The sequence below is a fragment of the Alitiscatomonas aceti genome (genome assembly GCF_025567195.1).
Lineage (GTDB): Bacteria > Bacillota > Clostridia > Lachnospirales > Lachnospiraceae > Alitiscatomonas > Alitiscatomonas aceti.
In genome coordinates this window covers 38,199-55,254 of sequence record NZ_JAOQJF010000022.1, presented here as the reverse complement: position 1 = coordinate 55,254, position 17,056 = coordinate 38,199, and the positions used below count along the sequence as shown (strand labels likewise).

The window sequence follows — 17,056 nt, the reverse complement described above, 5'->3', positions numbered from 1 at the left end:
GTACCCATCGTCCGAAAAATGCCGGATATTTCTCATGCCGTGCTGACGGGCATATTCTTCAAGGTACATTTTCTGAGATGGAATTTGTCAAGGGGCTTTTCTGCAAAACACAATGTTTCTGAAAATAGCGTTCAAAATATATGCAGAGCCGTTAGTCCGCAAAGGATGCGAATTATCGGCTCAATGGTTTTCTTTTATTTGTAATCATTACTTTTCCAATTCCAGATATTCTTGTCCCATGAAGAAGATTTTCAATTCGTTTTGATCTACTTCTATCTCAAATTCTACACTACTATTTCCCTGTGTAACACAGATTATATCCGAGTAAGAAAAACTATAATATGCGTCACCGCAGGATAGACCCGAATCGGGCATATCTTTACTCACAGCAAGTTCCCCGTTTTCTTGAAAGGTAAATATCTCCTCAGCATTTGCATCCTTCCATGTGCCAATAATATCTTTTTCGTTCTGAATGCGATTTACTTTACCAACACATACAATGGCAAGTATAACTGCACCAACAGTCAAAGCAATGCCTGCAACTCTCTTTACCAGTTTCTTTTTACGCAATTTCTATTACCTCTGTTTCAGTTGCTTTGTTAGATTGAATGATTACATATTGCTCAATTTCAGTTCCTCTACAATTTCCACCTTTGATACGCTTCTAACAGCAAACAGCATAGCGATACATACCATAGCGCCGACAGCCATAACTGCAAGAGCATAAATACCGCCGTTCATATAAAAAGCAAATGGTGTCATACCCGACGATATGAAGTAGTAGATAGCACAATGAATCAAAAAGCTCACAGGCAACGCAAGAACCAATGCTTTTACGCCGTACAAAACAGCTTCGAGCAATAGCGTACATTTTAATCCTTTGGCAGTCATACCAACAGAACGCAGAACAGCAAATTCGCTTCTTCTCAAATGAATCGTATTCGAGATAGTGTTACAAACATTCAAGCTGATAATAACCGTCATCAGGATCGAGAACAGGCAGATTACCAGTTTTGCAATCGTATATACCTGTCTGGAATTATTCGTTGCGGCTGCAATGTCCACAGTTTGCGGAAATCCTCTGTCAGCCAGACATTCCATTGCTTCTTTATGCTGTGCTGTCTGTATTCTCATTTCCACATAGGCGTTATCATCTATCAGCAAGTTAAAATAACTTAAAGGCACGATGAGGACAGCTCGATCTCTCACAAACATGGATTGGATATTTGCATTTTCTTCTGAAACGATTTCTTCCACGATAATCGGCAAGGCATCCTCGGATGCCCCCAGCGGAATGATTTCTGTTCCCGGTTCAATAAGAAACGGTGAGCCTGCAATTACCCGATTTTGTGCCGAATTATAGTATCCCATAGTCTGATTGAGCAAAATTCCATGATTGAAATTTGTCACATCCAGACTGAATCCATTTTCATCGCAAAAAGAGACAAAATGTTCTTCGTCCAATCCTACGACATATACCTCTGCTTTCGTACCATTGATAAAATATCCTTGCATATCAGGATTGATTTGTTCCTGCGAAAATTCAGCGGTCATATATCGCTGAAAAGAATAGGAAACATCCGCAGTGATATTTTCATCCGATAATGCCCCGATTGCGACAGGAATATCTTTGTATTGAATCATCGAAATCACATCAGTATAACAGGAACCGTCCTCCTTCATATCCAAGGATGTCTGATAAAGCATAAAATCAGAGAAACTATATAAGGAAAGGGCAATTACCACCGACAAGAAAATAGAGCCGGTAATCGCTCGGAAGCGTTTTGGATTACGCTTAATATTTTTTGCTGCTAACGAACCATAAATGCCAAAAACCAAAGAAACGATTTTTCCGTCACGGAATTTCTTTCTTGATACCGCATTGTTAGACTGGCGGATCGCTTCAATAACTGTAATTTTAGCTGCTTGCTTCACAGGCTTTCTACTTCCGAAGTACAAAGAAGCAATGCCGGATAATCCGCTGACGAGCAGGATCAATCCGTTTACCTTCAAGGACAGTTCTACGATGCCAAAAGTGAATGTTTCTCCAAAAGCTGCCCTGACCACACTTAATAACAGAGCAGATAGCAGGATACCAACAACCAATCCAAAGGGTATGCTCACCACTCCCAAAAGGAAGGCTTCTAAATATACGCTAAGGCGTTTTTGCCCTTTTGTGGCTCCAATACTGGATAGCATTCCCATCTGCTTAATTCGTTCCTGTAAGGAAATGGAGAGGGCGTTGCTGATCATTGAAGCAGATGCAGCCATCAAAAGACAAACGACCATGACCACCAAAGCAATCAGTTTTGCAGCTCCTTTACCCCCGGTAATTCCATGATAGACTAACAATTCCGAATGAAACTTTGCTACATGACTGTCTACTGCCGCAGCCACTTCTTCGGCTTCTGTATAGATCGAATTGGATAAATTCTTTGCCTTGACATACGCAGCAAAATCGGATGCCGTTTTGTCAACACCTGCAAAGGCATTATAGTTTGCTGCGATTTTTGAGTCATTCACATCTGACAGAATACCAACAACTACATACGCTTTCTCTTTTGTTGGAACGAAGCTTTCTTCTTCGCCCCTATAATTTGTCAGCCCGGAAAGCTGGGCATTATATTCATCCCAAATTCTTGAACCAAGAGTTAAAGAAATCGTATCTCCAATCTCTGTATTCATGTTGTTTTTCTTCAAAAAAGATTCTGAAATAACAATCTCATTTTCATCTTGCGGGAAACGCCCTGCAAGCAAATACTGATTTAACGAAAATCTTTGGGTAAAGTTCTCGTCAATCTCGCCAACGGAGAGCATTGTACTGTTGGATTTCTCCCCGTAAAAACTGTTTCCGGCAAAGCGGAGAAGCGAAACTTCGCCTACATTGTTTTGACTATATAGCTCTTGAACCTGCTCCCAAGTCAAATCCTCCATGTAGTAGTCATAATCGCCACCATACACTTTTTCTTTCTCTTTCAAAAAATCAACCAACGACCATCCCCCACAGAGAATAGCGGTTATCATACTGATTGACAAAAGAATGGTTAAAAGTGTGAGTAGGGTACGCTTTTTATTCGACAACAGATTCCTGAGTGTAAGCATGAAAATCATATTCATCAGCGTATCACCTCATCCCTCACAAGTCTGCCATCCTGAATTTCCAGAATACGGTCTGCCTGCATTGCGATTTCACGGTCATGGGTAATCAGGATCATTGTCTGGCGATAGACTTCATTGGATTCACGCAGAAGTTTCATAATATCCCTTGTGTTCTCCGTGTCCAGATTTCCCGTTGGCTCATCCGCAAGGATAATCGCAGGTGCGTTAATCAACGCTCGTCCGATTGCCACTCTTTGTTGTTGACCGCCGGATAACTGACTTGGCAGGTGCTTTCTACGCTTTACCAGTTTGAGTGTGGATAGCAGTTCTTTCAAACGCTCCTGATTGATTTTACGCCCATCCAATCGAATCGGCAGCGTGATATTTTCCTCGACAGTCAAAACCGGGATCAGATTATAAAACTGATAGACAAGCCCAACCTGCCTTCTTCTGAATACAGCCAATTCATCTTCATTTTGCTCATAAACATCCTGTCCATCCACAAATACTTTTCCCGAAGTCGGTCTGTCAACACCACCTAAAATGTGCAACAGGGTAGACTTGCCAGACCCAGATGCTCCAATGATTGCAACAAACTCTCCTTTATCGACGGAAAAAGAAACATCTGACAAAGCATGGACAGGAGCATTGTCCATTTCATAGGTTTTGCAGATATTCTCTACTCTTAATATCTCCATAAAAAGTTCCTCCATATATTTTTGCAATTCAGTATAGCAAAGCCAAGTGACTGCTTCATTACTTTTTCATTACAAAAATGTCACTTAAAAAGGGGCTGCATTAAGCAGTCCCCCGATAAAAGCAGATTTCAAATTTTGCACCGCCTGACTCCCGATTTTTCGCTTGGATGACACCACCCTGATTGACAATGATCGTCTTTGCCAGAGCCAACCCCAAACCGGCATTACCGATTGTAGAGCCACTTCCTTGATAAAATCGGTCAAATAAATGGGGGATGTCTTTTTCCTGAAAACCTGTTCCGCTATCCTCTATAATGATCTGTGTCAAAAGAGGTCTTTCTATTGCCTTGATTTCGATAGTGCTGCCCTCTGGTGAATGTTCGATACAGTTTTTGATTACATTCCCCAAGGCTTCAGCAGTCCAATCAGTATCAAGAGATAGTTTTAATTCTGCCGGAATCACTTGCGTGATTGTCTGCATTTTTAATTCTGCCGCAATCTCCAGAGGACGAATTGCTTTTTCTACCACATCTTTTAAGTATACCGCCTGTGGCTTTAGAGTAATCGTTCCTGCATCCAGCTTGGATATTTTCAGAAGTGTGGCTATCAGCCACTCCATTCTTGATAAGAGCATAGTCTGTTCGCGGATCAGCTCATACCTTTCTTCGTCAGTCAGTTCCTCATTACACAGAGAAGCATTTAAGATATTCAGCGATGTCAAAGGTGTTTTTAATTGATGTGAAATATCGGCTAAAGCATTTGCCAAATTACCTTTCTCCATTTTCAGAGCTTCTGCCTGTTCAATAAGCCGTCTTGTCATCTTGGATATTTCATCATGTAAAACAGATAACTCACCTTCTTGAAACTGCCCAAAAGAAATTTTTTCATCTCCATGTAACAGCCTATCAATATGCAAACTAAAATCAGCAATTTTCTTGTATCTCTGATATGTGAAAAAGAGGGAAACTGCACTGGATGAAATGATAGCCGACAGAACAATCCACACAGCTTTGCTATCAACGATAATGCCAATGCCGCCCCAAAATAGAATAAGAATACTGCTGACAACAATTTGCCTTTTAACTTCTTTATTTCTGATAAAGTCCATATCAACCCACCTTATAGCCAAGCCCACGAACGGTAATTATGATTTCCGGCTCCTGCGGATTGGTTTCAATTTTGTCACGTAGCCTTTTCATATAGACAGTCAATGTATTATCATTGATAAACTCCCCAGTAGTGTCCCATAAAAGCTCCAACAATCTTCTGCGAGAAAGGACAATACCTTTGTTACGCAAAAAGACTAACAGCAACTTATATTCCATAGCAGACAACAAAATCTCTTTCCCATTCTTTGATACGGTTGCTTGATTTGTGTCCACAACTAAGTCGAGGTAACTGATAATGTTTTGTGTGTTCTTAGTTCTCCTTAATACGCTGTTGATCCTTGAAAGCAGTTCTCTTGGTCTGAACGGTTTGCTGATATAATCGTCAGCCCCCATATCTAACCCAGCCACAACACTATATTCATCATCAGAAGCCGTTAAGAAAATAACTGGCATAGTTCCTCTTTCTTTAATTGCAGAACAAACAGAAAAACCATTTCCGTTTGATAATTGAATGTCCACCAAGGCTATATCGTATTGGTCGCTATCCAATTTTTCTATTGCTTCTTTTTGACCGGGAGCATTTTCGATTTTGAACCCTTCATTTCCTAAATAGTCTGATAATGAGGATACGATACTTTGGTCATCCTCCACTAATAACAATTTACTCATCGTGTGTTCTCCTTGTTGTCAGCTATAAATTCATTTTTATTTTGTTTATATCTTCCATCAGCCGGCTTTTGGGCATCTTGGGGAATTAGCCATGCACGAGGTAGCCGAACAATTCCATCAATGCGATTCTCCTCACACAGCTTTTGAACACGACGCACCGATATTCCCCAAAGTTTAGCCGCATCCTGTACTGTCATGTATTCAAACATAGTTTACCTCCGCATCAAATAGTTATATATATTATATACGCACAAACGAACAATATCAATGGGCTGTTTGTAAACACTTAAACACTAACTGTGTACGAATTAACTCGGCGCTAACAATTTCCGTCATCCTGTTTCGGATATTATTTATTTTTCCACCCAACCCATTCTGTCCGGGCAGCTACCTTTAATTTTTTGTTACGCCTCCTCTGCTGCGAGCAACTCTACCAAAACCGAAGGACCATATTTTCAGACTGCCGAGCGACCTCGACTGGTGCCAAACGATTTTGCTGAGGCGATAGAAAATAGAATTGCAATGTACTATAATAAAGGTGTGAAATTTTCCCTCGCTTCTGTAAGATTGTCCGCCAGATCCATAGTACATAGGTGAGGAGGTGGATACCTTGTTAGAGGATGTGAAGATCATTGAACTGTTCTTTGCTCGTACTGAGCAGGCAATAGCTGAACTTGCTGCAAAATACGGTTCAACTTGCAAAAGAATTGCAAACAACATTTTGAAATGCGAACCCGACGCAGAAGAATGTGTAAATGATACATACCTTGCTGCGTGGAATGCAATTCCTCCAGAAAGACCTGACCCACTCAGAACCTATATTTTTCGTATTACCCGCAATATCGCTACCGCAAAATACCACGCAAATACTGCACTAAAGCGAAACAGTTACTATGATGTTGCACTTGATGAGTTGGAAGAGTGCCTAACTTCTGCATCTACTATTGAACAGGAAGTGGATGCAAAGGAGCTGTCACAGGAAATTGATCGTTTCCTTGACAGCTTGGATCAGGAAAGCAGGGTTATGTTTGTAGCAAGGTATTGGTACTCAGATAGCATTACAGAAATTGCAAAGAGGCTTCGTACAACAAATAACAATGTGTCTGTTCGCCTTTCCCGAATCAGAAGCAAACTTAAAAATCATTTACAGAAAGCGGGGTATGATTTATGACACGAAAGAACATCTCTGACGCCGTTGGTGGCATTGGTAGCCGTCATATCGAAGAAACGGCGAGTTATCAGGCAAAGAAACAAAAAAGCATTTGGCTGAAATTTGGGGCAATTGCTGCGTGTCTCTGTCTAATCGTGGTGGGAGTGTTTAGTATGGGATTATTCGGCAAAAGTACAGAAACAGCTACATTAGGTGATGGAACTACCATATCTTTCACTAAAGCAGATACGGTAGCCTCTGCTCTGAGTTTGAACTTGCAAGCACGAGCATTGACCAAAGATGAGGTTCAGACTATTTTCGGTGATCTTCCGATTTCCGGAGATGCCCTCTTTACCTTGGACGATGTAGCATTTGTTGGCTTTGATGGTCATTACAGCGATATGAAATTTGTTGTTTCGCTGTCTGGGAACAATCTTATGGATACTACCGTAATTGGCAAGGGAAATGTATCTATGGTTGGAGATACGCCAGTTAAAGCTGGCTACTTCGTTACAAATGCAAACAGCGAAGGAATTAAGACTGTGATCTATTACGCCTATATCACATTTGATAACTATTCCATCTATATCGAAAATGCAGGCGGAGAAAGTGAAAGAGAGGCTGTTCGAGCGGAACTGATGGCAGCACTTGATAAGTTGTTGGAAAACTCTTTTGATTTTAAGTGATAGAATTCGATTAAATATTGCAAGCACCGGTATGGAAAACCCATACCGGTGCTTATTTTACGCTTGACGTATAGGGATTATCTCCATCCCCCTATGTCACAGACTTCACCTGAAGTTTCAACCTCCAGCACTTTTAACGTTCCATATCTCTGTTTTTCATCTTACGCTCAAGCCGCTCCGATCGCCGCCTTTGCCGCAGTTCTCGATCCATTGTCTTTTCCTGTGCATATTCGTCAAGATAGCCAGACACATCCCGTAGGCCACTCTCCATCAACCACCAACTGAACTTGTCGCCATAAGCCGCTTCAATGCGTTGGGCTGCTGCTTTCTCTCTGTCAGGTCGAAGTGCCTTCCGCTCCAGATAAAGCTGCAAGGAATCAAAGCCGGAAGCTTGCTCTTTCAGCTCGGCATACTCAGACAATGCAGCCTCCAGCTCTCCGGCATACTTATTCTCCTGCGCCTCAAGCCGTTTGAGATTATCTTCATAGCGGTCAATCTGGCGCTGGAAGATATCGCTTGTGGCGTCCTCTGGGTATTCCAGAGAATGAAGCAGCATAGCCTTTTCGCTTTTTAGCTCCTCTAACTTTTCCGTCAACTCGGCTATTTTGGAGGCAAGCTCACGGTGCCTGACAAAGTGGATCGCAGGAAGGGATTTCTTTTCAGCCAGTAGGGACTTCCGTTCTTTGGTTGTTTCCTTTATCTGCTGCACAAGGGAGCGGTACTGTGCCAGATTTGGCTTCAGAATATTCAAGGCACCGGTCATCTGTTTCTTGCTGCTGCGGATATGCCCTAACTGATAGCAGAAGATCAGCATATTTTCCCGCAGCTTTTCCAACGCTTCTGCAATAGCGGGCAGCGTGTTCTTCACCGCCTCCGTAATTTTCTTGAACTGCGCCTTCAGTTCCCGCAGGAGCCTGTTGTCCGCCTTGATCTGACGGTTGAGTTCGCACCTGTCGGACACGATACCTTTCTGTTCCAAAGCACGGGCAATCACGCCCTCGTGGATGGTGGGCTGCTCGTCAATGCCTCGCTCGACAAAGCTGCGGTGGTCGATGCGCTCCTCATGACCGTATCGCTCCAAATATTTGTTTGTCACATCTGCCCATGCTTTGCGCCAGATAAGGAGCTGTTCCTCGCTGTTCCAGCGTTCAGAAATGGGATTCTGTCTCCCGTATTTGGTGCTTTTGGGATACTTGCTGGCACGCTCATATCCATGTTCCTCAGCTGCGGATGGTGTCATATACACTTTCTTCCTGCCTACCTTGTACTGGTACTGTTTCTCCCATCCGTCAGCCTGTGCAGCCTTAAACTCGGCAGCGGTAAAGCCCCGTTCCTCACCGTCACGGCTGCAGAGATATTCCTTCTCCGTTTTGTATTGCCATTTGCCGCTTTCATCAAGCGGGCGCACCGTCAAGAGAATGTGGGCATGTGGATTATGACCCGGTGGATCAGGATCGTGGATTGCCAGATCGGCGCACATCCCGTCTGCGACAAATTGGTTTTGTACGAAGTCCGTCAACAGCGTCTGCCATTGCTCTAGGGACAACTCTATGGGCAGGGCTACCACAAACTCACGGGCTAAGCGGCTGTCCTTGGTTTTCTCGTTTTCCTCCACGGCGTTCCAGAGAACCTCTCGGTCTTGCCATGCGGGTGGGGCCATGTCCGGCAGGAATACCTCCTGCCACACAAGCCCCTGCTTTCGGGTGTAATCGTGCTGTACTCCGTCATAGTCATTGAGGATGTGGGAGCAGCTGAGATAAGCGGAGGCTGCACAGGCGGAGCGTCCGGCTCCCCGGCTGACCACCTTTGCCTCCAAGTGGTAAATTGCCATTTGCGTTCACCTCGATTCGTATTTTGTGAGGGGGTGGTAAAACGCCACCCCTTGGTTTCTGTTTCTCTTTGCAAAGAGAAAATGGGCTGCATTGCTGCCCATATCTGCGATAAAGCTGCCGGTGGCAGGTTTTCGCAGGCAGGAGGCGGGCAGAGTATCTGCCGGATTGGTGCGACAAGCAGCAATCTCTGCATCAGCAGAAGCGCCGACTGCACAGGGAATGCTGACTTGCGGCATTTCCTGCCCTCTCTGGAGAAGTGTCCGATGGACAGTTCGTGAAGAGCGCACGAGCCCGACCAACGGAAGGGATACCACCGCCTGCTTCGCAGGTGGTGAGTAAGTGCGCCCTTCGGGATAAAAAAGGAAGGGACGCCCCGGTTGCCCGGAACGCCCCTCGCAGATTAGTGTAGCTTCTCATATAACAAGTCCTCTAATTTTTCAAGCTCCATTTGCTGAGCCTCTGGAAATACTTTCTCCAAAACAGCGCCCTCCTGAATCAAGCGTCTGGTACGGGCCTTTCGCTCTTTCGCCCGATCCCGCATTTGTGCCTCCTCCAATCGGTGCTTGGCCTGCAATTCTTCCTTGGTCATGATCTTTTTATTTGCCATATCTGGCTCCTTTCTGCCGCTGGGCGGCTTCGTGATAGTAAAAAGCAGGGAACTGGTATCACACAGATACCAACTCCCTGCAGAACTGATGGTAAATTGTTTTCCTCATTCTGAGAATTGCCAATTTGGTAGCAAAGACGGATTGTATTGCCACCAACATAGTAGTAAAATCAAGAAAAGTAATTTCAAAAGCCGTCTGCAAAATCCAGCGCAGCTGAAATGTCCTCCTCGGTTTCCTCCGAAACAAGAGCAGCGGCAGGCTGTGCGCTCTGCATAAGCTGTAGGATACCGCCAAGGCTTACCGGCGTACAGCTCTGCAAGCTGCGTGAGATGGTATCCTCGATCCGGCTGAGGAAAGCGTCCTCCTTCTCCCGTGTTTCCAGATAGGGATCATCGGCAAGCTGCTTGCTACGGTCAAAGTAAGCGTTGACCGCCGAAACGACTGCCTTGCTGACTGAACGATATTCTCGCCTGTCAAGGCTCTGCAAATGCTCCCACGCCCTGCGGTCTGCTTCGTTCTCCAGATTCAGCCGAAGTGTTGTTGTGTAGATTTGCTTCATACAAGATCGCCTTTCTTTTGCATTTTCTGTGCAGACAGCAGCTCATAGCCCTTGGCTGTGGCGCAGATGTCATCATTGATCATCACCCGGCTGGCATCATATTCTCCGAAATTCTTCACCATGCAGCTTCCACCGCCGACAACATAGAGCCTCATCAGTTCCGGGTCATACTCATGCTCACGCAGTCTGCGGAAGATGCCTGCGGTGTAATCCCTCGCTGTGTTCTGGATAGCAGTTAGGTAGCGTTCGCTGATGTCTGCCGTCCCAAAGCGAATCACACGCTCCAGAATCGTATCATCTACCGATGCGCCAAACTGCCGCATGAGATTTTCCCGGACAGCAATCATGCACTGGTTTGTCCCGTACTTCTCCGTGAAGCACTTCTGAGATAGCGGACGGCGCTCGTTGATATACATGACATTCATCGTTCCGTTGCCAATGTCGCAAAGCATATTGATGCCCTTGAATCCCCGCAGTCTGTCCGCCACAGCGGAGAAGCCCTGCGGGAAGATGTCCGCTCCGGCAAACTCCACATGATAGCTGACACCACGGAAAATGAAATCCGCCATTTCATTCTGCAACAGGTACGCCTTGAAGCTATCCTTCTGTTCGCTGACCCAAGTAAGAGGGAGCCCCGCCGCCAAATGCACACGGGCAGAGGTCTGCTTGCGGATATTCAGCTCTCTTGCAATGGCAGCAAGGGTCAGAATATAGTAGTCACCGTCTGTCATTTTGTCAGAGATAAACTCCTTGTGACCTTCGCCCACGGTGTAATAGCTGCCGTTGTAGACAAGCAGATTGCTTTTGAAGGTCGGCTCCTTGTCAGAGATGATCACGCCCGTAGGAAAGCAGCAATGTGCAGTCTTGATATTCCCATAGCCGTGGTCGATGCCGATGATTATAGGGTTATTGTTCATATAGTTCATAGTTTGTCCTTTCTGCCGCTGTGCGGCCTTGAAAATAGATTGTTTGTGTACGGCTCTGTACGGTAAACGCCAGTGCTGTACGCCGCTGTACACCGATTGGTCTTTGGATTTTGCGTTTGCTTTGTCAAATCGCTGTTTATACCGCAAGAAAATGCGGTAATCGCAGCACATTGCACATAAAGAACGCTGATTTTGCGGTAAAATAGCTTTTTGAAAACGGAGTTGAGAACTGCCGTACATCGTGTACGGCATGTACGGCAGTTTTGAAGTCCAGTTCTCATATTTAATAAGGAAGCAAGTTCATCGCCTCCACTCCGATAAATCCACGCACCCGCTTTCCGGCTGCGTACACATTGTTGGTAGCCTCCACATTATAAAGCCGTTCATTCTGGGCCAGCTCTGAGCTGATACGATTTGCTGACATAGGCTTTTGTGCGTTGTCCTCGCACCAGCGGAGATAGGCTTCATAGATAGCCTTGGAGCTGGCTTCGCTGTCGGCCTTAAAGCGGATATAGCCCTCGGATTGCAAAAACTCGATCACATTGTTGCTGCTGCGCTTTACTGTCTCCATATTTTCTTTGGCTCTATCGCTGATGGTGAACTGATACTCGTTCCCAATCAACCGCCGCAGACCCTCCAGACACCACAAAAAGATGCCCTCACGCTCCTGTGTCAGCTTATCCACCAGAAATGGATCATCGGCTCGTCCTGCTGGCCTGTCCTTGGTGGTCAACACGATCTGCCTGCGGAAGAAGCCGTCTGACTTGTCGTGCAAAGCGGTTAAAGCGCCGTTGCCGAAGCAAAGAAAGCGGACATAAAGCTGGCTCTGATAGCTTTGAACACCCTTGCGTTCCATATCCATCTTGCACTCTGAGGTCACGATGGATTTGATATAGTTGGTCTTGGGCAGGGCACTCATATCCATATCGTCATCCACCATCAGCAGCTTGTTTTCCAGGTCTGCACGGCTGAAACGGTTGTTCTCTACCTTCTGGATGCTGGTGGTATTCATGTTATCTCCCAGCATGGAGCGCATTACAAGTCCGATTCGACTCTTTCCTTCGCCGCCCTTACCAATCATCAGGAGCATTTTCTGCCCCTTTGTGGTAGGCAATAGGCAGTAGCCCATATACTCCTGCAAGGTGGGAATGTCCTCCGGGACAAGCAGCTCGGATAAAAATTGCAGCCAGCGCACAGGCGGCGGTGCATCGGGGAGATAGGCCACACTCAGACGGTTGTTGCAATAGCTTTTGTCCTCGGTGAAACGCCCATCCAGAAAGAGTGTCCCGTTTGCCACATGGATACGGTCAGTCTCGATGGGCAGGGGCGGCGAATAGGCTTGCAGCTTGATACTGGCCAGCAGATTTGCCACCACCTTGGAAAGCCCGGAGGTCAGACAGCCGGAGATCTCCTCCAGAATGAGATTGCCGATTTGCGCCTCGTCCTCAATCAGTCCATCCACTGTGAACAGCCTTCCTCTGACACATTTCATGGGATGCTTTTTTAAGAACTGCTGACAAAACAGCACTTCGTTGATGCGTTTTCCATCATACCAATCGGGAATGCTTTCTTCAGGCGGCATAACCATTGGGGTATTCAATTCGTCCATAGGTTTCCTCCTTTCGCAGTTGTTCCAGACGCTCCTTTAGTGCTATGATTTCACCATCCGTCATCCAGTCCTGTACAATTTCCCGACGCTCATAGCTGTCACCAAAGGTGAGAATGTTCAGTTCATATTCAATCTGACTGAGCTTGTGGCAGGCTTCCACGAATAAATCATGGACTGGCTCATCCGGCGTTTGCGGCGCATAGTATGCTTTCCATTCCTCCAAGCAACGGTAATAGTCCGATAAAACAGAAAAGCACAGACGCTCGTTTTCTTTGAGCTTCTGTGCTTCTGTTCGGATACGCTTTGCATTGAGTGCCGCTGCGCTGGGCGGCTTGTCCGGGTCAAGATGAAAGTCTATCACCAGCTTCATGGCTGCGTCGTAGGGCTTGAGATCAAACAACCTTGCAGTGAAGTCAATGACATCTCCATGCTCTCCGCAGGTAAAGCAATAATAATGGTCGTTTGCCACATACAAGCTGGGGTGTCTGTCATTGTGAAAGGGGCAGAGCGCCTTGCCGTGCCGGTTGACCTCAAGGCCATACGCCTGTGCCGCTTCCCGCAGGCTGACGTTGTTTTTTACGGTTTCGAATAAATTCATGTGTCCTCCTTTGCGTAGAAAAAGCGGCTTGCCCTGATATAAGGCAAACCGCTTCCTCAAAATTTATTGTTTTATTGGAAATATTAAGCCGGAGAGGTAACTGTCTCCGCTGCCAGTTTTTCCTTCCTGTTCGCTGCATTGCGAACCCGCTGGCCTTTGATATGCCCCTCATATCGGCACTCATCACTGCAATACTTGACATTGCTTCTTGTGGTGGAAAAGGTCTTACCGCAGTTTTCACAAGTGCAGTCACGCCGCCTGTTTTCTGCCGCTTCCTGCCGGTAGAACTTCGCCCGGCAATTCGGTCCGCAGAACATAGCAGCCGAGCTTTTGGATTCAAATCCCTGACCGCAGCACTTACAGGTTAGCTGAAAAGGCTGCCCAACGGTGTGCTTCCCGGCCTTAATCAACTGATAGCGCTCCCGGCTTTTGATGCGATGCTGGCGTAGCTGCTCCTGCCGCTTGATTTCCTCTGCTGTCAGCTCCGGGGCAGGAAGTTCAAACTTTCCGATGAATTTCAGGAAGATTTCTACCTCCTGCGTTCTGTCCCCGTCGATGCGCTCCGGGGCATGAACGATGATTTTATCAATAAATTCATTGATCATCGGTGTAGTCAGCTCGGAGAAATCGGTGTACTTTTCTGCCAAAGCAAGGAACTGCTCTACACGGGCAGTATCTTCCTCATAGCTCGTCAGGCTTTCCTCCGTTTCTGCAATCTGTGCGGAAAGGTTTTTCTGTTCGACTTCGTACTCAGCAAGCAGGCTGTCAAAGCGTTCCTCAGAAATTCGGCCTACGGCAAAGGATTCATAGAGCTTTTTAATGATCGTATCCAGCTCACTGTGGCGCTTACGGTCTTTGTTCAGCTTTCGTTTGGCATCTTTGGCCGCCTCCACCTGCCTGACCTGTGAAGCGGCTCGTATCTTCTCGGTGAATTTTTCCCGATCTGCTATGGCAAGCTGGCTGACAGTGCGGATTGTCTCTAAAATAAGGATACGCAGCGACTTAGTGGTAATATAGTGCCCGCAGCAGTCCTTTCCATGCTTCTGATGTGCCAGTGTATAAGAGGAGCAGTCAAAGAAATCCGACGGATACGGAGTGCCTTCTGTACCGCCTCTGGAACGATGATTATACATCTTTGCGCCGCAGTCCGCACAGTATAAAAGCCCGGTCAGGGGATTGGCTTCGCCTATGGTATCAATACGCCGTGGCGTTTTCCGCAGTTGCTGAGCAAGCTCCCATGTTTCCGGCTCGATAATGGCCTCATGGGTGTTCTCGAAGATCAGCCAGTCCTCCTTGGGATTAGGAATAGAGGTCTTGTCCTTATATGACAGCTTGTGGGAACGGAAATTGACCGTATGCCCCATATACTCAGGCTTAGACAATATCTGCCCCACAATATAGCCGCTCCAGTTATAAGGATATGCGAACTCGGTCTTACTTTTCCAAACGCCAATGCCTTTCCTTGCAAAATAGACCGCCGGAGCTTCTACCTTATCTTCAAAAAGGATTCTGGCAATGTCATAGGGGCCTTTTCCCTCGATGGTCAGACGGAAGATGCGCCGCACAACGGCGGCGGCCTCCTCGTCAATCAACCAATGGTGCTTGTCGTTCGGGTCTTTCTTATAGCCGTAGATGGCACTGTTGGTGGTAGGCTTGCCTGATTCCCCCTTCACACGGATAGCGGTTTTCTGCTTGCGGCTCAGATCACGCAAGTACCACTCGTTCATGATGTTGAGGAACGGAGCAAATTCATTGCTGTTCTGGTCGTTGCTGTCCACGCTGTTGGCGATGGCAATAAAATGAATGCCATGCTGACGGAACATAACCTCCGTGTAAAAGCCGGTCTGCAAGTAGTCACGTCCGATTCGGGACATATCCTTTACGATCACACGAGCCACCTTGCCAGCTTCAATGTCTGCCACCAGCTTTTTCCATGCCGGTCTTTCAAATGTGCCGCCTGAGAATCCGTCGTCCGTGTAATGGGCAAAGTTTGTGTACCCCTGCTGTGCGCAATAGCCCTCCAAGTATTTCTTTTGATTCACAATGGAGTTGCTATCCCCAATCTGGTCATCGTCACGGGAAAGTCGTTCGTATAAGGCGGTGATCTTGTCCTCAGTCTGAATGATGCTCATGATGCGCTCCTTTCAGACTGACGGCTCATTTGTGGTACACCAATTATATCACAAGTTCCGTCGTTTGTAACTACTTCGTTGCGTATCATTCGTAAAATTTTATCCTCCATTGTCTCTTTCCCACTTTCACTGAAAGCGACTCTCACCTTGTAGGTGGTGCCGCCAATACGTCTTATCATATACTGTGCCTGTTTGTTTTTATCCATAGCGTTCCTCCTTGAAAAATTCATGTTCGTTTGATATACTAATGGTGGTTCCGACTGATGTAAGTCGGTGGCATCTTGTGTCATGTTTCATAAAGCTACCGCAACTTGCGTCCTCCTTTCTCTTGATACGGGTTGAAAAAGTAACCTAAATAACCGCTTATCAGATTACCCTCTCACTAATAGGAGAAATCCGGGGTGTAAATCGGAACTGTTTTTGAAAGAAATTCAAAAAATTTTCGGAGGTGAGGTCATGACAGATGAAAATAGAACATTTCTCCTGTTCCCGGATGACGGTGATGACCTAACCGAATGGGATGAAGCCTCCGATCTGACGATACAAAACGAGCAGTTAGAGGAAATCCTCTCCGAAGAACGAGCCTTAGAGCTGGAAAGAGAGCTGGAGCAGGACGAAAACCCAAGGGACTACACCGTAGAACTGGAGGACGAAGAGGAAGAAGCTGCTCCTGTCAGCGAAAAACGCTTAAAGCGCCAGATACGGGCAGAGGCGTTGGCACGGCTGGAGGATGCTGCAAGAACAGAGGACGACTTTCGATACGTTGTCAGCGAATGGGACAGGTTGGATCGGAATCGGGAACGACGGGAGCGTGACCATGAAAATCTCCGGGGAGATGTTCCGTTAGAATACATGGCAGTTCCCAATCCGAAGATGATTCCGCTGTATTTGAATCTGCCACGATACCGCCAGCTTGCCAGCGGCAATTTTCTGGATATCATTTTTTCTTGCCCCTATGAACTGCATGAGTTGGTTGCAAGCTCATTTATTTCTGAGCTGATACGCAGCCTTACCATTGATCAGAAGGAAGTGCTGTATTACCTGTCCATCCGGCAGTACAGCACCATACAGGTGGGTATGATACGGGGACAGACAGACCGAAACATTAGAAAGCTCCGAAAGAATATCCACAAGAAGCTGCAAAGAGCGGTTTATGATTACCTTTTGGAAAAACAGAACGACTGTGGAAGCCTAACGCTGCGGGAACGGCAGTTCTTAGAGGAATATGGGCTTTTGCTGAAAGCCTATGGCAAGGACGCCGTTATCCTCCGGGAGAACAAATCAAAGCCGAGGAAAAAGAAAGCTGCCCTTGGCAGCAGCAAGGACAGCGAATGATCTGATTGAATTTGATAAGCAGATGACCGAAAGGAAGGATTTGCGT

At 46.3% G+C, this 17,056-nt stretch carries 18 protein-coding genes; 3 read left to right on the top strand and 15 right to left on the bottom strand.

Annotation, left to right across the window (positions count from 1 at the left end; all coding sequences use genetic code 11):
* Nucleotides 1-207 precede the first annotated feature (207 nt).
* The 6 genes from OCV69_RS11180 to OCV69_RS11155 form a co-directional block, all read right to left on the bottom strand.
* Complete coding sequence (locus tag OCV69_RS11180) at nt 208-570, bottom strand: hypothetical protein (protein ID WP_055145343.1); 363 nt, start codon at nt 568-570, stop codon at nt 208-210.
* Nucleotides 571-612: 42 nt separating this feature from the next.
* Entirely contained in the window at nt 613-3,117 is a 2,505-nt protein-coding gene (locus tag OCV69_RS11175) for an ABC transporter permease (RefSeq protein ID WP_055145341.1), read from the bottom strand.
* Nucleotides 3,117-3,797: an ABC transporter ATP-binding protein gene (locus tag OCV69_RS11170; protein ID WP_055145338.1), complete on the bottom strand. Its 681-nt coding sequence runs from the start codon at nt 3,795-3,797 to the stop codon at nt 3,117-3,119. The genes OCV69_RS11175 and OCV69_RS11170 overlap by 1 nt, the downstream gene beginning before the upstream one ends.
* 100 nt (nt 3,798-3,897) lie before the next feature.
* A complete protein-coding gene (locus tag OCV69_RS11165) occupies nt 3,898-4,905 on the bottom strand; it encodes a sensor histidine kinase (RefSeq protein WP_055145335.1) in 1,008 nt (335 codons plus the stop codon).
* A 1-nt stretch (nt 4,906) separates the two neighbouring features.
* Nucleotides 4,907-5,575 carry a response regulator transcription factor gene (locus OCV69_RS11160; protein WP_055145332.1) on the bottom strand — a complete coding sequence of 223 codons (669 nt, stop codon included), beginning with the start codon at nt 5,573-5,575 and terminating at the stop codon, nt 4,907-4,909.
* Nucleotides 5,572-5,784 (bottom strand): helix-turn-helix domain-containing protein, encoded by a 213-nt coding sequence (locus tag OCV69_RS11155; protein ID WP_055145329.1) that lies wholly within the window; start codon nt 5,782-5,784, stop codon nt 5,572-5,574. The genes OCV69_RS11160 and OCV69_RS11155 overlap by 4 nt, the downstream gene beginning before the upstream one ends.
* A gap of 401 nt (nt 5,785-6,185) precedes the next feature.
* On the opposite strand from OCV69_RS11155, the gene OCV69_RS11150 reads away from it, so the two are divergent.
* Both OCV69_RS11150 and OCV69_RS11145 read left to right on the top strand, forming a co-directional pair.
* Nucleotides 6,186-6,746, top strand: coding sequence for an RNA polymerase sigma factor (locus OCV69_RS11150; RefSeq protein WP_055145326.1), 561 nt, complete (start codon nt 6,186-6,188; stop codon nt 6,744-6,746).
* Complete coding sequence (locus OCV69_RS11145) at nt 6,743-7,411, top strand: hypothetical protein (protein ID WP_055145323.1); 669 nt, start codon at nt 6,743-6,745, stop codon at nt 7,409-7,411. Before OCV69_RS11150 ends, OCV69_RS11145 begins: the two co-directional genes overlap by 4 nt.
* Nucleotides 7,412-7,544: 133 nt before the next feature.
* Here OCV69_RS11145 and mobQ read toward each other — a convergent pair whose 3' ends face one another.
* From mobQ to OCV69_RS11100, 9 genes are all read right to left on the bottom strand, one after another.
* A complete protein-coding gene (mobQ, locus tag OCV69_RS11140; protein ID WP_055145320.1) occupies nt 7,545-9,242 on the bottom strand; it encodes a MobQ family relaxase in 1,698 nt (565 codons plus the stop codon).
* A gap of 6 nt (nt 9,243-9,248) precedes the next feature.
* Entirely contained in the window at nt 9,249-9,479 is a 231-nt protein-coding gene (locus OCV69_RS11135; protein WP_055145317.1) for a hypothetical protein, read from the bottom strand.
* 164 nt (nt 9,480-9,643) lie between these two features.
* Nucleotides 9,644-9,850 (bottom strand): DUF3847 domain-containing protein, encoded by a 207-nt coding sequence (locus OCV69_RS11130; RefSeq protein ID WP_330375652.1) that lies wholly within the window; start codon nt 9,848-9,850, stop codon nt 9,644-9,646.
* A gap of 185 nt (nt 9,851-10,035) precedes the next feature.
* Entirely contained in the window at nt 10,036-10,410 is a 375-nt protein-coding gene (locus OCV69_RS11125; RefSeq protein WP_055145314.1) for a hypothetical protein, read from the bottom strand.
* Entirely contained in the window at nt 10,407-11,336 is a 930-nt protein-coding gene (locus OCV69_RS11120; RefSeq protein ID WP_055145311.1) for a ParM/StbA family protein, read from the bottom strand. Before OCV69_RS11120 ends, OCV69_RS11125 begins: the two co-directional genes overlap by 4 nt.
* A 283-nt stretch (nt 11,337-11,619) precedes the next feature.
* Nucleotides 11,620-12,945 (bottom strand): DNA primase family protein, encoded by a 1,326-nt coding sequence (locus OCV69_RS11115; RefSeq protein WP_330375650.1) that lies wholly within the window; start codon nt 12,943-12,945, stop codon nt 11,620-11,622.
* Nucleotides 12,908-13,543, bottom strand: coding sequence for a CHC2 zinc finger domain-containing protein (locus OCV69_RS11110; protein ID WP_055145308.1), 636 nt, complete (start codon nt 13,541-13,543; stop codon nt 12,908-12,910). Before OCV69_RS11110 ends, OCV69_RS11115 begins: the two co-directional genes overlap by 38 nt.
* An 83-nt stretch (nt 13,544-13,626) precedes the next feature.
* The gene (locus OCV69_RS11105; protein WP_055145306.1) at nt 13,627-15,675 is read right to left on the bottom strand and encodes a recombinase family protein; all 2,049 of its coding nucleotides are present in this window, start codon (nt 15,673-15,675) and stop codon (nt 13,627-13,629) included.
* On the bottom strand, nt 15,672-15,881 hold the full coding sequence (locus tag OCV69_RS11100) for a transposon-encoded TnpW family protein (RefSeq protein WP_055145303.1): 210 nt from the start codon (nt 15,879-15,881) through the stop codon (nt 15,672-15,674). The genes OCV69_RS11105 and OCV69_RS11100 overlap by 4 nt, the downstream gene beginning before the upstream one ends.
* A 250-nt stretch (nt 15,882-16,131) precedes the next feature.
* Between OCV69_RS11100 and OCV69_RS11095 the strand changes: the two genes are divergently transcribed.
* A complete protein-coding gene (locus OCV69_RS11095; protein ID WP_055145300.1) occupies nt 16,132-17,010 on the top strand; it encodes a hypothetical protein in 879 nt (292 codons plus the stop codon).
* Nucleotides 17,011-17,056 lie beyond the last annotated feature (46 nt).